A 14,262-nucleotide genomic window follows, 5' to 3' on the forward strand; every position below is an offset into this window, starting at 1 on the left:
GGCAGAACCATGACACGCAACACCCGTCCGGCCTTCGGCACATTGCTGTTCTTCGCGATTGCTTTCGCGCTGAGCCTGTATTTTACTTTTGCCGCCGTGCAAGGGGATTTCGGCCTGTTCCGCCGGACCGAGATCGTGGCCGAGAACCAAAAGCTAAGCGACCGTCTGGCCGAGGTGAGGGCCGAGGTTGCGCGGATGGAAAACCTCACCCGCCGCCTGTCGGACGATTACCTTGACCTTGATCTTTTGGACGAGCGCACGCGCAAGGTGCTGGGCATGGTCCGCACCGATGAGATCGTCATTCGCTGAGCTTTCGCACTTGATCGCCCTGCCCCGCGCCTGCGGTCTTGCAATCACATTAAATCTCTGGCCTCCTTTACCTTGTCAGCCGTGGTACACGCGCCACGTCACAAAGCCTCTCGCAATCCATTCCGGAATGCGATAGGGAATAGTTTAACGCTAAACTACTTTTGGCACCTGACCAGAGCCGACGGAGGAGACGTCCATGGCCGCGAAGAAATCGAGCAAGAAACCCAATGTCTCGGCGGAGGAGCTGACCAGCTATTACCGCGACATGCTGCTGATCCGGCGCTTCGAAGAGAAGGCCGGGCAACTTTACGGCATGGGGCTGATCGGGGGGTTCTGCCACCTCTATATCGGGCAAGAAGCGGTCGTTGTTGGGCTCGAAGCCGCCGCCGAAGAAGGCGACAAGCGCATCACCTCTTACCGCGACCACGGACATATGCTGGCCTGCGGCATGGACCCGAACGGCGTCATGGCCGAGCTGACGGGCCGCGAAGGCGGTTATTCCAAAGGCAAGGGCGGCTCGATGCACATGTTCTCGAAAGAGAAACATTTCTACGGCGGCCATGGTATTGTTGCAGCGCAGGTGCCGCTGGGGGCCGGTTTGGCTTTTGCGGATCAATACAAAGACAACGGGCGCGTCACCTTCACCTATTTCGGCGACGGCGCGGCGAACCAAGGTCAGGTCTATGAGACCTTCAACATGGCCGCGCTGTGGAAGCTGCCGGTGATCTTCGTGATCGAGAACAATCAATATGCCATGGGTACGTCGCAACAGCGCTCGACCTCTTCGGCCGAGATTTGGGAACGCGGCAAGGCCTTTGGCATCCCCGGCGAAGCGGTCGACGGCATGGACGTGCTGGCGGTCAAGGAAGCGGGTCAAAAAGCCGTGGCGCATGCGCGCAAGGACGGACCTTACATTCTTGAGATCAAAACCTATCGATACCGCGGCCACTCAATGTCGGACCCGGCCAAGTACCGGACCCGCGAAGAGGTCCAAAAGATGCGCGATGAGCGTGATCCGATTGAATCAGTGCGCACATTGTTGTTGGAAGGCAATCACGCCACCGAAGATGATCTCAAGGCAATCGACAAAGAGATTAAGAAGATCGTGAACGAAGGCGCTGAATTCGCTAAGGAAAGCCCGGAACCCGCGCTCGATGAGCTTTGGACCGACATCTACGCAACCGAAGTACCGCAGGAGGCCTGAAGCAATGGCAATTGAAATTCTTATGCCCGCCCTCAGCCCTACTATGGAAGAAGGTACATTGGCGAAATGGATGGTTAAGGAAGGCGATACCGTCTCTTCCGGTGACATTCTGGCCGAGATTGAAACCGACAAGGCCACCATGGAATTTGAAGCCGTGGACGAAGGCACCATCGGCAAGATCCTGATCGAGGAAGGGACCGAAGGCGTGAAAGTGAACACCGCCATCGCCGTTCTGCTGGAAGAAGGCGAAAGCGCCGACGACATCGACAGCGCAAAATCTGCGCCCGCTGAGGCCAAAAGCGATGACGGTGAAGCCGACGACGCCAAAGCAAGCGATGACAGCGACCGCGCCACACCCGCTGAGGGCAAGAAACAGCCCAAGCCTGACACCAGCCCCGACTGGCCCGAAGGCACGCCGATGAAGCAGCAGACCGTGCGCGAAGCGCTGCGCGACGCCATGGCCGAGGAAATGCGCCGCGATGGTGACGTTTTCCTCATGGGCGAGGAAGTCGCCGAATACCAAGGGGCCTATAAGATCACCCAAGGGATGCTGGACGAATTCGGCCCCAAGCGCGTGATCGACACGCCGATTACTGAGCATGGTTTCGCCGGTATCGGCGTTGGTGCGGCCTTTGGCGGGTTGCGCCCGATCGTTGAGTTCATGACCTTCAACTTCGCCATGCAGGCGATGGATCAGATCATCAACTCTGCGGCCAAGACACTTTACATGTCGGGCGGTCAGATGGGCGCGCCTATGGTTTTCCGTGGCCCCAACGGTGCAGCGGCCCGCGTCGGCGCGCAACACTCGCAGGACTACGCCGCGTGGTTCATGCAGATTCCCGGTTTGAAAGTGGCGATGCCCTATTCGGCGAGCGATTATAAAGGTCTGATGAAGACAGCCATCCGTGATCCGAACCCGGTGATCTTCCTTGAGAACGAAATCCTCTATGGCCGCAGCTTCGATGTGCCGGATGTTGAGGATTACACCGTACCTTTCGGCAAAGCGCGCATTTGGCGCGAAGGGTCCGACGTGACCATCGTCAGCTTTGGCATCGGCATGACCTATGCGTTGGAGGCTGCTGAGAAGCTGGCCGAAGACGGCATTGAAGCCGAGGTCATCGACCTGCGCACCCTGCGCCCGATGGACACGGATACGATCCTGAAATCGGTGATGAAAACCAACCGCTGTGTGACGGTCGAAGAAGGCTGGCCGCAGGGCTCGGTCGGCGGCTATATCAGCGGCGTGATCATGCAGGAGGCGTTTGATTACCTCGACGCCCCGGTCATCACTTGCACCGGCAAGGACGTGCCCATGCCCTATGCTGCCAACCTCGAAAAACACGCGCTGGTCACCACCGACGAGGTGATTGAAGCCGTAAAATCAGTCACTTATCGGTAAGGAGCGGATCATGCCCATAGAAATTCTCATGCCCGCCCTTTCGCCCACGATGGAAGAAGGCACGCTGGCCAAATGGATGGTCAAGGAAGGCGATACCGTCGCCTCCGGTGACATTCTGGCCGAAATCGAGACCGACAAAGCGACGATGGAGTTTGAAGCGGTAGACGAAGGCACGATCGGCAAAATCCTGATCAGCGATGGCAGCGAGGGTGTAAAAGTGAACACCCCCATCGCCGTTCTTCTTGAAGAAGGCGAAAGCGCCGACGACATCGACAGTTCTGCCAAGGCTCCCGCTAAGGAAGAGAAACCACAGGCCGAAGAAAGCGACAAAGCAGCCGATGCCGAGACGCCCGAAGCGGGCTATGGCCGCGGCGCTACGGATGCGAATGACGCGCAGGGCAAAAGCGACAGCAAAGCCCCCGCCGCACCGAAAAGCGATAAGGGCGAGCGTATCTTTGCCTCCCCCCTCGCCCGCCGGATCGCGGCCGACAAGGGGTTGGACCTGTCGCAGATCGACGGCAGCGGCCCGCGGGGCCGGATTGTCAAAGCGGATGTCGAGAATGCGCAACCGAGTGCTGTGAAATCCGACAGCACAGCGCCCGCCAAAGAAGCAGCACCGGTCGCCAAAGCCGTGGCCACCGGCCCCTCCGCCGATGCCGTTGCTAAGATGTACGAGGGCCGAGAGTACGAGGAAGTCACCCTCAACGGCATGCGCAAAACCATCGCCGCGCGGCTTACTGAGGCCAAGCAGACCGTACCGCATTTCTACCTGCGCCGCGACATTCAGATCGATGCGCTGCTCTCGTTCCGCAGTGATTTGAACAAGCAACTCGACGCGCGCGGTGTGAAGCTGTCGGTGAATGACTTCATCATCAAAGCCTGTGCGCTGGCGCTCCAATCTGTGCCCGATGCCAATGCTGTTTGGGCCGGGGATCGCATTCTCAAGCTGAAGCCGTCGGATGTGGCTGTTGCTGTGGCAATCGAAGGCGGGCTCTTTACGCCTGTCTTGCAGGATGCCGACACCAAGTCGCTCTCGACTCTATCGGCGCAGATGAAAGACCTCGCCACCCGCGCCCGCGACCGCAAGCTTGCGCCGCATGAGTATCAGGGCGGCAGCTTTGCCATCTCTAACCTGGGCATGTTCGGCATCGATAATTTTGACGCGGTGATTAACCCACCGCATGGGGCGATCCTTGCTGTCGGTGCTGGCTTGAAAAAGCCGATCATTGGCAAAGACGGTGAGGTGACTGCGGCGACAGTCATGTCCGTGACCCTTTCGGTGGACCACCGCGTGATCGATGGGGCGCTCGGCGCGCAGCTTTTGAATGCGATTGTCGAGAACCTGGAGAATCCGATGGTTATGCTCGCCTAAGGTCATCTTCATCAAAACAAACAAAAGCCGGGGCATGCCCCGGCTTTTTCATTTCGTACGATATCTCTCGTATTTATTCGCTGTTTGGCCCGAAGAGATGGTTCATCGACATTGAAGGCTGATCACAGCCCGCCTCCCCCACAATCCGCGCGGGGATGCCTGCGACGGTTTTGCAAGCAGGCACCGCCTCTAGCACCACAGAACCCGCGGCGATGCGGCTGCAATGACCGATGGTGATATTGCCCAGCACCTTTGCGCCTGCACCGATTAGCACGCCGTTGCCGATCTTGGGGTGCCGGTCTTCTTCCTCTTTGCCCGTGCCACCAAGAGTGACCGAATGCAGCATTGAAACGTTATCGCCCACCACTGCCGTCTCACCGATCACGATAGAATGCGCGTGGTCGATCATGATGCCCTTGCCCATCTTTGCCGCCGGGTGAATATCGACGCCGAAGATCTCGCTCACCCGCATTTGGATGAAATAGGCCAGATCGCGTTTGCCCTTCATATAAAGGTGGTGGCCAACCCGATATGCCTGCACCGCCTGATAGCCTTTGAAATAAAGGATAGGCTGCAGAAGCCGATGGCAAGCCGGATCGCGGTCATAGATCGCGACCAGATCAGCGCGCGCCGCAGCCACAAGATCGGGGTCTTCGGCATAGGCTTCTTCGACCATTTCGCGCACGACCATCATCGACATCTCATTGGACGAAAGCTTTGCGGCGATGCGATAGGAGAGCGCGTTCTCGATCGATTTATGGTGCAGAATACAGGCATGAACAAAGCCGCCGATGAGCGGCTCGTCACGCACCGCATCTTCGGCTTCTTGCTGAATTTGGTCCCACACCGGGTCCACTTTCGAGATATTTCTGCGTGTTTGTGCCATGTCACGGGCTCCTTCACTCTGCTGATAGGGTAGCTCATGCAATGGCGTAGGACCAATTGTAAATCCGCAGATGCTCAAAAACGTGATAACGCGCGGGCTTAAACCGCCAACTCAAGACGTGTTGCGAGCCCCGCGCCATAGGTCGCTGAGACCTGAGCAACTGTAACTTCGAAAGCGCCGAAGACACCGTCAGCGGCCTGTGCCGCGTTACTGTAGGTCCATTTCGACGTATCAAGCAGCTCTTCTCGCAGCTGTTCCGTGCCCACAAAAACCCGCAGAAGATACCGCTCACTTTCTTCCCCAAGCGGCGCCTCCGGTCCCTCCCATGCGTCGCCGTCGATCCGCGTGCGGCGCACCCATCGGAAGACGATATCTCCGGTCGGCTCCGTCTCTGAACGAAGATGGCAAGGGCTAAAGGGCCGTAAGCCATTCCCGTCAAAGGCCTGAACCTGATGCACATAAGACGGATCATCCACGGGCCGCCGCGCCGGGCCAATCCGGTAGTGCTGCGCGACACGTCGCAGATGCGGGCTGAGTTCTACTTGTTGCGGCGTGCCGTTCATCAGCACAAAACTCGACCCCGCAGGCCAGACCTCGGGCATCAGCCCATCGCTGCCAGCCTGACCGCGCAAACGCCCCTTAAGCCAATATGTCAGCGGGGCGATCAGCTGCGCCTCCTGAAACTGGAAAAGCTCCCAATTGTCCGCGCTGCCATCACCAATGGCGGCAAGGTTCGCACCGTTCAACAGCGCTTCCTTACTAACTGATTCAAGACTGCCGCTGGTCAACTTCACCTCTAGCACCGGCCCCGCATCCGGCACCCCGGACCGCGCCGCATACAATGGTGACCTCGTAACGCCCATGACTGATCGGCTCGGCACGATGGCATTGAGAGCATAATTCGCATCAACAGCCCCGCGATAGGCCGCGACCGACCCCGGCCAAGGGGCCGCGGTGATCGCGAGATGTGGGGCATCTGGCACCTCATCTCCGCGCATGAGCGGCAGGTCCATGAATAGCGAAAAGACCGGTAACGGGGGCGCAAAGGGCCGCAGGCTTGCCAGTTCTTCCTCAAGCGGGGCCGGATCATAGACTTCCGGCTCGATGCGGGTGGCCTCTATCAACAGGGCTCCGGCTTGTTCGACACGGTCAATTCGGTAGCACCCCGGTCCTTCCGCACCCTCCCCCGGCAGTTCGATCACGTCGCCGGCACCGATCGCCATCTGGGACGGCGGCAAAGCCAATCGCAACGCTTCGCGCGCGACGCGCGCTTCGGTCAGCCAGCGCTCTGCCACCTGACGCCCCTCCCCCCGGGTGAGCGCCATATTAAGTTCGGTCCCGCTGACCGCATGGGTCGCCTCATCCGCCAGAACCGCCTCTTCCGAGATCGCATCGAAATCCGCATCTGTCTGAATGAACCGCAACCGCACACGGCCTGAAACTTCGGCCTCCGCTTCACGCAATTGCTCAGTCAGCCCGTTGAGGTCTGGGCTCGTCACAAGCATGTCTTGCCTGATTGACACCGCATCCAACCCGTCGCGCATTCGAAATTGCAGAACCCCATTCCGTTCAATCGCGTCGAACCCATAGCGCAGCATAAGCGGTTGCAACGCCGCGCGCGCCTCGCTGACCTCGGTCACCGCATAGCCACGCACATAGCCGAAAAGTTGCGACGTATCGAAATGCTCCACCCCCGCGCGGTTGCAAATCTCACTTACGACCGAAGCCAGCGACCGCGAAGAGGCGCGCCCGTTCAGCCAATGCCCCCGGCTGTAATTCTCACCATCGCTCCAAAGATCGACATTATTGGGAAAGAACGGAAAGGGCCGGGTATCCCACGCCCAGACAAACGCGCGGGACATATCAAGCATCGGCCCGCCATATTCTTCTGAGGTCGGGTTATGTGCCGGATCGCGCCAGTATTCTGAGAGTGCGCGCAGATATTGCATCTGCATCAAGTCGTCCCGCGCACCGGTGGAAAAATGCGGCAATGCACCTTCGGAACTTTTTAGATCGAGGAACTTGTTAGGCTGGTTCGCACCCTTATCGATTGCGGCACATCCATACTCAGTAAACCAAATGGGTTTGGACATCGGAAGCCAGTCCGTCGACGCGGCTTGGCGCTCTCCGCCTATGCGCTCGTGGTGATGGTTCTGCCACCAGTTGCGCAGATCTTTGTAGCGGTACACCCAAGGCTCATCATGCGCCCCGTCAGTGATCTGTGTGCGGATCTGCGCGGCCCGGGCCTCGGCCGAATGGTAGTACCAGTCATAGCCCTCACCACCTTCAATGTTGGATTGCAGATAATCGACATCGTAAATGGCAGGCCAGTGTTCCCCATCAATATGCCCCTGCTCTTCGCGCCAATCGGCCAGCGGCATGTAGTTGTCGAGACCGATAAAATCGATGTTCTCATCGGCCCAAAGTGGGTCCAGGTGGAAGTAGACATCTCCGCTGCCGTCTTGCGGTTGATAGCCGAAATACTCAGACCAATCCGCAGCATAGCTGATCTTGGCCTCTGGTCCGAGCAAGGCACGCACCTCTCCTGCCAACGCCCGCAGTGCCGCGACGGCCGGAAAGCCATTCGCGTTCCCGCGTATCTGTGTCAGCCCGCGCATCTCAGAAGATATGCAAAACGCCTCCACCCCACCCGCTGCCACACAAAGCGCTGCGTAATGCAAGATGAACCGGGACAGGGACCATTCATCGAGGCCGTGATAGCTCACCGTCCCATTCGTCACTGTGAAATCCGCCGCCGTGACCGTACCAAAAAATGCCGCCACCTCTGCATCCGCCGCCGATGTGCCATCTGGGCTTCCTGGTCGCTCTGTCGCCACCGAGAGGGTAATCCGCCCTCGCCATGGCAGGCGTGGCTGATCTGCGGCATCGCTATAAGGGTCCGGCAGCCCGTTGCCTTCGGTCTGATCCATCAGAATGAAGGGGTAGAACATCACTGCCTTGCCCGCCGTTTTGAGCGCTTGAATGGCCTCGATCACCGCAGCATCCGCAGGCGTGCCGCCATAGATCGGACGCTCACTCTGCTGGGCGATCACCTCTGCCGTGTCGCGCGTCAAACCTGAGACCTGCCAAGGCATGTTCTCTCCGTCAATTTCCGGGTCTTCCACCTTGGGGCGCAAGCGACATCCGCCGCACCGCAGGTCACTGCCGAACCACGACACAACGAGAGAGGCCGCCTCCAACCGGGGCAACTCCTCTGTCATGGCGTCCAGCGCCACGGAAAAGTCGGTCTTTGCCGCAGGCGAGTTTACATTGGCGCTCCAACGACTTCCGGGACCATCCGAGTAATGTACCGGCGTGGTAGCCAGCGCATATTCCCCCGTTCCGGGGATCAGGGCGACCCCTTGAACGCCAAAGGCAGGCGCGTGCTCCCATCCCGGCGCAGCGGGCTGTTCTGGGCGCATCACCTCAAAAGAAAACTGGGGCACACGGTTGCCGAATTGCGCCAGGGGCAAGTCCTCCATCACAACATAAGCCGTGCCGCGATAGGCAGGCACCTTATCGACGCCCTCAATCGCTGCCATCGTGGGATCAGGTTGCTGGTCTGGCTCGCCGCGATAAACGCGCATGTTCAGGTCATCCGGAGCGATTTCCACCCCCTCGGCCCAGATGCGCCCGACGCTGGTGATTTCCCCCTCACAAAGAGCGACCGCAAGGCTGACAGTATAGCTATACTCAGTCGTTTTCGGCGTCGGCGATCCGCCTTTGCCACCCCCGCTGACGTTGGTTACCTCTTGGAATTGAGATGCCCAAATGACATGACCGGCCAGCCGCATTCGCCCATAAAGCTGTGGGATCGCCGCGCCCTCGCCGGATCCGGTCAGCCGGAACCGGTCGACCTTGCCGGTCTCTACGGCCTGCCCCCCCTGACCAAGCAACCGCTGGTCCACCAAACGCCCCAAAGTCGCGCCTACCGCACGGCCAACCGCAACCGAGGATAGCCCCGCCAGCGTGCCCCCAATAGAGCCACCAACCGCCGCGCCTGCTGCTGAAAGAACAATCGTCGCCATCAGAAAATCTCCTCAGGAAATATGAAACGCGCCACAATGCGCCTTTGCCAAGGCACGCTCAGCGGGCTTTCAACCACCCCATGCCCTGAATAGGCGTGAATGAAACTCGGGGCGTCACCGATGCGCGACTGCAGCCCAAGATGCTTTGCCACTGCACCTTGGCGCATTCGAAACAGCAGTACATCGCCTTGGGCTGCAAGATCACTGTCCTTCACCGCCATGTGCCGCAGCGCCCCCGCCCAAAGCTGCTCTTCCCCCTGAGGCTCGGACCAATCCATTGAATAGGGCGGTACCGTCTCGGGCTCAGCGCCAAAGCGTTCACACCACAGTCCTCTTATCAGCCCAAGGCAGTCGCAGCCCGCCCCCTTCGTCGCCGCCTGATGCACATAGGGCGTGCCGATCCAACTTTGGGCGACCTTGACCAGCGCCTCTCCAGACCCGCTCATCTAAGCGACCCGCCTGTATTGGCCCCGTCCGAACGCGGCACCGCCATCATCCAGTCCTCACCCGGAAGATCAGGGAAACCTTGAAAGTTCACCAAGTTGTTAAACTTCAGCCGACAAGTCTCCATCCGCTTGTCGCAACCGGCTGTAAGCCGTACCCGCGTGCCCTCAGGCAGCGCCCCTCGGATTGGCTCCCACAGTTCGATAACACGCTGCGCATCCTCGAAATAATCCAGCTTAATCATGCCCCAAAGACCCGCCGCGGGGCCGTCGATGACATCAAATCGCCCCCGTACGAACCAGTTTTCTTCGAAGCCCGAGAACCCCGCCCAGCGAAAAGATTGCGCATCTTGGACAGTCTCCACAGCGCGTTCCTCGGCATAGCCCGGTTCAGAGAGGTCGAAACGGCAGTTGCCGTCGCCTAGCACCGCCGAACAGGGCTTTTGATAGACCCGCCCCTGCGGTCGATTGAGCGGCTCGGTCAGCCCGCGCAACTCGGCCCGAAAACTACCGCCTGCGCGGTGCAATTCCCCAATTGATCCCCCAAACTGCAACATCCGTTGTGATGGCTCAGCCCAATTGACCAACCAAGCCTGAACGTCGGCCCCATCGAACCGCCCCTGTTCGATCTCATCTTCACGGATTCCATCATCGCAAAGCGCGCCAAGCGCTTCGGTATTGTCGACCGACAGCCCACTTGTCTGCGCCAATGCGCGGGCGCTAAGCCCGGTGTCTGCGCGGAAGGTAACGCCGCCAAAGCGCAACGGCATATCATGATCGGTAAAAGCAAACACCGCCCCATCGCGTCGCGTCACCTGCCAGCAATGACAAAGCGTCGTGACACCCGCAGCAATATGCGCGGCAAATCCGGCCTCTAGCCCCGGCATCAGACCCGCACCTCGATCACGGGCACATTCGGCACCTGCCCGGCATGAAAACTTTCGACAGACGTCAGGATGCGATCCGTATCGAACCGCACCGGCACATCGAACTCGAACCCCGCAAAGATTTCCATTTGCGGGTCTGGCGGATGGGCGAAGGTGACAATGCCCGTGGTGGCATCGACCTCGTATTCGACGCCGTGTTGCAGCTCATCTTGGGCCACCCCTACACGCACCGTGCCGGCAACCGGTTTGGTGATTGGACGACGGTAGCTATGCGCACCTGAACGGTATGTTTTTGAAATCTGAAAGCTGGCGGAAACCCCGTCGCCGTAGCCAAGGCTCTGATCATCATATGCCACTGGTAAAGCCGCCGCGCCAGATTTGAAGTCGCCCCAATCTTTCCAACGAAAGCCAAACATCTGACCCATACGCGCTTCGAAAAACGCAATCAGCGCCTGAATGTCTTCAATCGACCGCATACCAAGGCCCGCATCATAGACGCGACGTGAGTGCGCCCAAGGCGTGTTGCGCTCCTCATAGCCATTGGCCAACGTGACCACATCAGTGTGTCGCTGCGGCCCACCGACCGAGCCGAAGCTCAGCGAGGGCGGAAATCTGACATCGTGAAATTGCATGGTCTGCTCCTCCTTCATTGTACGGATCAGCGGTTGCGGTTGCCCGAGCTAAGCGCCCTGCTCATCTGCGCAGCGATCTGGGTCTGACTGCGTTGAAAACCCTGCACATCCGGCGTCGTGATGTTCATTACGATGGTGGTCGCTCCGCCGCCCGCGCCACGCACCCCAAGCTTGCCATCCGACCCACGGGCCAGCGGCATGATCGCTTCCGGCCCGGCCTCGCCCATCACGCCCGTGCCGCCCCGCATGGGAAAGGCAGTCGCCGAACTGATCACTCCCCCCTGTGCAAAGGGCATGACCTTTCCTTGGGAAAACGGCGCACCGTTGGCGAAAGGCAATATTCCCTCGACGATACCCCCGACGCCTTCGCTGATCAGCCCGGCGAAATGGTCCGTAACCGGCCTCATCGCGGCGTTATAGGTCGAGCGGACCATAGAGTTCGCCATATCGCTCAGCGTCTCCGACAGCTTTGCGCCGTCAAAGACCACACCATCGAATGCGCGCCGCAACCCCCGGCTTAATCCCTTTTCCAGGGTCGCCACACCTTTTCCGGTCTCGGCAAGAGCGTTTCGCATCCGCTGCAATTCACGGTCAAATCCAGCCACCAGACCGCTCGTTTGCGCCAGCGTCTCATTCAACCCGTCAGCGCGGCCTTCGAGGTTTTCGAAATCATCTAAATCAGGCATCGTCAGCCCCTTTCACTTTGTCCGGGTACGCGACCATCAGGGCGGCCAAACCTTCACTCAACAGTGGCGTGGCCTCGGACGGTGGGCCCAGCATCAACTGCAACTCAGCGGGTGTGAGCGACCAAAATTCTGCAGGGGGCAGGCCCAAACCAGACAGTCCAACCCGCAGCAGAGCGGGCCAATCAAACACCCGCGCGTCGCTCACGTCTGCACCGTGAATGCCCGCGCGAGCAGTTCCGCTGCCGCCCGCGCCGCTGCCATCGGCCCCCCCTCGATCTGCGCATGCTCAAGTGTGGGCACATCCATCTCCACCCCGCCGCCGCGCAGCCCAGCGAGCAGCAAGACCAGCACGTCCCGGCTGGAAAAGCGATTGCCTTCAAAACGTTCGACCAAGGCTACAAGACTGTCAGCCCCCAATGCCGCTTCAAGCTCGGCTAATGCACCAAGGGTCAACCGGGCCTCGTGGCGTTGCCCGTCAATTACAAGGCTCACCTCACCACGCCATGGGTTGGCCATCCTCACACCGCCACATCGGGGGTGAAGATTAATTCCCCGGCAGATTGAAGGCTCAACTCGAACGTCGCTTCCCCGTTCAGCGACCCTGCGTATTCCAAGGCCGACACCTGGAACGGCCCCTGCACGACACCAAAATCCGGGATAATTACCTGAAAATCGGGTGTCAGCCCGTCAAAGAACAACTGCCGCGCCCGCTCATCCGTGCCCGCATCGCGAAACACCCCCGACCCGCTGATCGCAGCAGAGCGCACGCCCGCGCCCACCAGCAATTCCCGCCAGCCACCGCTTGAGTCGAGCGAGGTCACATCCACCGTCTCGGCGTTGAAACTCACCCGTCTGGCGCGTAGCCCCGCAATCGTCTCGAACTGACCGTCGCTGGTCATGTCCACTTTGACCAAAAGGTCTTTGCCTGCTTGAACTGCCATCTCTATCTCCTCGCAACTAACTTGAATCTGTGAAGTTTTATGCCTCGGCCAATCGGGCCCGAAACTGCAGATCAATTTGTCGCCCTGCAGCGCCATCGATCCGTCGCGCGTTGGCTTTTAGGAAAGCCATATCAACCACGTGCCCCCGGCTGAGCGCAGGCGTCATCCCATGCAGCAGGTCGCAGATCATCGAAGCGACGCTCTTGGCCGTCACGAACCCCGGCGCGCGCGTGACCACCGACACGACAAACCGAAGCTCCGCTCCCGCGCCAGTCGCGTCTGAAGCGTCCTTCGCCGTCTCTGTGCCAAGCAGCACGTAAGTCTCCGGCAGGCTCCCCTCGGGCACCGCGTCAAAGACGGCATCGCCGATCAATCCTGTCAGCCCCGGATCATTGTGCAAACGCTCGTATATCGCTGTCTGAAATGCCCCTGAAAGCGCGTAACTCATACCGCCACCTCCTCATCGGCAAAGCAGATCAAATACCGCCCGTCCGCATCGCTTTCGGTCACGGCGCGGATCACGAACACCCGAGTACCCTCGCGAAACCGCTGTTCAGGACCGGGCCGCTCTGGGGAGCCTTGCGGGGCCGCGCGGACGGTAATTTTGCATCCCATGCGACTAACGGCCACGCCACCTTGGACGGCCTCACGACCGGTACGCGCCCTGACCTGCGCCCAAAGTGTTCCCAGTGGCTGCCACTGTTCGGTATAGCCACCCGCCCCATCGTTCACACGCTGCGGCGCTTCTAAGACCAATGGGCGGTTCAGATGCGGACGGCTCATGCCGCACCGCCAAAGCCGACCCGAACCCGACGATACCGCTCTATCAAGCTGCTCACGCCAAAAGGCATACAGCCTTCGCCGAGCGCGGTGTCATCGCGGTATTCATAATAATGGGCCGCCAGCAACATCACCGCTTGGGCCAGATCATCTGGTAGGCTGTCCCAATCCGCGCCCATCCCCGCGTCAAAGTTTATTAACGCCGCCCCCGCACTCGGGATGCGCGGAAGCGCTGCTGTACCACTGCGCAACTTCGGCGCTTGGGCGTCGCGTTCCAGCCAATACCGTTCGGGATCGACCAGCGTTTCCGTCCCATCCCGCGCCACCAGTGCCACCCGTGCGATCTCTTGCACGGGTGCCACGGGCAAAACCTGCGCCGCTGCATCGCGCCAAAAAGTCAACGAAAACGCGAACCGCCGCGTGATCAGAACCTTACCCGTGCGCGCCTCTACCGCCGCCATTGCAGCGCGCAGAAAACTGCGCAGCACCGGGTCTTGAAGACCATCCTGCCCAAACCCGCTCCCAAGGCGCAGATGCGTTCTGAAAGCCGCCACCGGCAATACCGCATCCGGAACATTTGTTTCTTCGATCAACATCATCGAACGTCTCCAAAATTTGGCCCCTCGCCCCTCGGGGCCACTCGCTCAGTCCCGGACGCGCACCGGTTGCATTGCTCGGTTGGAGGGGAGCAGCTA

Annotated in this window: 16 protein-coding genes; 4 read left to right on the top strand and 12 right to left on the bottom strand. The window is 59.8% G+C overall.

Annotation, left to right across the window (positions count from 1 at the left end; all coding sequences use genetic code 11):
- Nucleotides 1-9 precede the first annotated feature (9 nt).
- The 4 genes from DSM14862_RS08985 to DSM14862_RS09000 all read left to right on the top strand — a co-directional run bounded on the left by DSM14862_RS08985 (nucleotide 10) and on the right by DSM14862_RS09000 (nucleotide 4,284).
- On the top strand, nucleotides 10-309 hold the full coding sequence (locus DSM14862_RS08985) for an FtsB family cell division protein (protein ID WP_007119944.1): 300 nt from the start codon (nucleotides 10-12) through the stop codon (nucleotides 307-309).
- Nucleotides 310-505: 196 nt separating this feature from the next.
- Nucleotides 506-1,513: a pyruvate dehydrogenase (acetyl-transferring) E1 component subunit alpha gene (gene pdhA / locus DSM14862_RS08990; protein ID WP_007119945.1), complete on the top strand. Its 1,008-nt coding sequence runs from the start codon at nucleotides 506-508 to the stop codon at nucleotides 1,511-1,513.
- A 4-nt stretch (nucleotides 1,514-1,517) separates the two neighbouring features.
- The gene (locus DSM14862_RS08995) at nucleotides 1,518-2,912 is read left to right on the top strand and encodes a pyruvate dehydrogenase complex E1 component subunit beta (RefSeq protein ID WP_007119946.1); all 1,395 of its coding nucleotides are present in this window, start codon (nucleotides 1,518-1,520) and stop codon (nucleotides 2,910-2,912) included.
- A gap of 10 nt (nucleotides 2,913-2,922) precedes the next feature.
- A complete protein-coding gene (locus DSM14862_RS09000) occupies nucleotides 2,923-4,284 on the top strand; it encodes a pyruvate dehydrogenase complex dihydrolipoamide acetyltransferase (protein WP_007119947.1) in 1,362 nt (453 codons plus the stop codon).
- A 73-nt stretch (nucleotides 4,285-4,357) separates the two neighbouring features.
- On the opposite strand, the gene cysE is transcribed toward DSM14862_RS09000, so the two are convergent.
- The 12 genes from cysE to DSM14862_RS09060 form a co-directional block, all read right to left on the bottom strand.
- Nucleotides 4,358-5,170 carry a serine O-acetyltransferase gene (gene cysE / locus DSM14862_RS09005; RefSeq protein ID WP_007119948.1) on the bottom strand — a complete coding sequence of 271 codons (813 nt, stop codon included), beginning with the start codon at nucleotides 5,168-5,170 and terminating at the stop codon, nucleotides 4,358-4,360.
- A 98-nt stretch (nucleotides 5,171-5,268) separates the two neighbouring features.
- Nucleotides 5,269-9,198 carry a baseplate multidomain protein megatron gene (locus DSM14862_RS09010; RefSeq protein WP_007119949.1) on the bottom strand — a complete coding sequence of 1,310 codons (3,930 nt, stop codon included), beginning with the start codon at nucleotides 9,196-9,198 and terminating at the stop codon, nucleotides 5,269-5,271.
- Nucleotides 9,198-9,644 carry an NlpC/P60 family protein gene (locus DSM14862_RS09015; protein WP_007119950.1) on the bottom strand — a complete coding sequence of 149 codons (447 nt, stop codon included), beginning with the start codon at nucleotides 9,642-9,644 and terminating at the stop codon, nucleotides 9,198-9,200. Before DSM14862_RS09015 ends, DSM14862_RS09010 begins: the two co-directional genes overlap by 1 nt.
- The gene (locus DSM14862_RS09020) at nucleotides 9,641-10,528 is read right to left on the bottom strand and encodes a DUF2163 domain-containing protein (RefSeq protein WP_007119951.1); all 888 of its coding nucleotides are present in this window, start codon (nucleotides 10,526-10,528) and stop codon (nucleotides 9,641-9,643) included. The genes DSM14862_RS09015 and DSM14862_RS09020 overlap by 4 nt, the downstream gene beginning before the upstream one ends.
- Nucleotides 10,528-11,160, bottom strand: a complete 633-nt coding sequence (locus DSM14862_RS09025; RefSeq protein ID WP_007119952.1) for a DUF2460 domain-containing protein — start codon at nucleotides 11,158-11,160, stop codon at nucleotides 10,528-10,530. The genes DSM14862_RS09020 and DSM14862_RS09025 overlap by 1 nt, the downstream gene beginning before the upstream one ends.
- A gap of 26 nt (nucleotides 11,161-11,186) precedes the next feature.
- Nucleotides 11,187-11,846: a phage tail tape measure protein gene (locus DSM14862_RS09030; protein ID WP_007119953.1), complete on the bottom strand. Its 660-nt coding sequence runs from the start codon at nucleotides 11,844-11,846 to the stop codon at nucleotides 11,187-11,189.
- Nucleotides 11,839-12,051 (bottom strand): rcc01693 family protein, encoded by a 213-nt coding sequence (locus DSM14862_RS09035; RefSeq protein WP_007119954.1) that lies wholly within the window; start codon nucleotides 12,049-12,051, stop codon nucleotides 11,839-11,841. The genes DSM14862_RS09030 and DSM14862_RS09035 overlap by 8 nt, the downstream gene beginning before the upstream one ends.
- Entirely contained in the window at nucleotides 12,048-12,362 is a 315-nt protein-coding gene (locus DSM14862_RS09040) for a gene transfer agent family protein (RefSeq protein ID WP_007119955.1), read from the bottom strand. Before DSM14862_RS09040 ends, DSM14862_RS09035 begins: the two co-directional genes overlap by 4 nt.
- Nucleotides 12,363-12,364: 2 nt before the next feature.
- Nucleotides 12,365-12,787, bottom strand: a complete 423-nt coding sequence (locus tag DSM14862_RS09045) for a phage major tail protein, TP901-1 family (protein WP_007119956.1) — start codon at nucleotides 12,785-12,787, stop codon at nucleotides 12,365-12,367.
- Between the two features lie 37 nt (nucleotides 12,788-12,824).
- Nucleotides 12,825-13,235, bottom strand: coding sequence for a DUF3168 domain-containing protein (locus DSM14862_RS09050; RefSeq protein ID WP_007119957.1), 411 nt, complete (start codon nucleotides 13,233-13,235; stop codon nucleotides 12,825-12,827).
- The gene (locus tag DSM14862_RS09055) at nucleotides 13,232-13,570 is read right to left on the bottom strand and encodes a head-tail adaptor protein (protein ID WP_007119958.1); all 339 of its coding nucleotides are present in this window, start codon (nucleotides 13,568-13,570) and stop codon (nucleotides 13,232-13,234) included. The genes DSM14862_RS09050 and DSM14862_RS09055 overlap by 4 nt, the downstream gene beginning before the upstream one ends.
- Nucleotides 13,567-14,166 carry a head-tail connector protein gene (locus tag DSM14862_RS09060; RefSeq protein ID WP_007119959.1) on the bottom strand — a complete coding sequence of 200 codons (600 nt, stop codon included), beginning with the start codon at nucleotides 14,164-14,166 and terminating at the stop codon, nucleotides 13,567-13,569. Before DSM14862_RS09060 ends, DSM14862_RS09055 begins: the two co-directional genes overlap by 4 nt.
- Nucleotides 14,167-14,262: the final 96 nt, after the last annotated feature.

The sequence above is a fragment of the Sulfitobacter indolifex genome, assembly GCF_022788655.1.
Lineage (GTDB): Bacteria > Pseudomonadota > Alphaproteobacteria > Rhodobacterales > Rhodobacteraceae > Sulfitobacter > Sulfitobacter indolifex.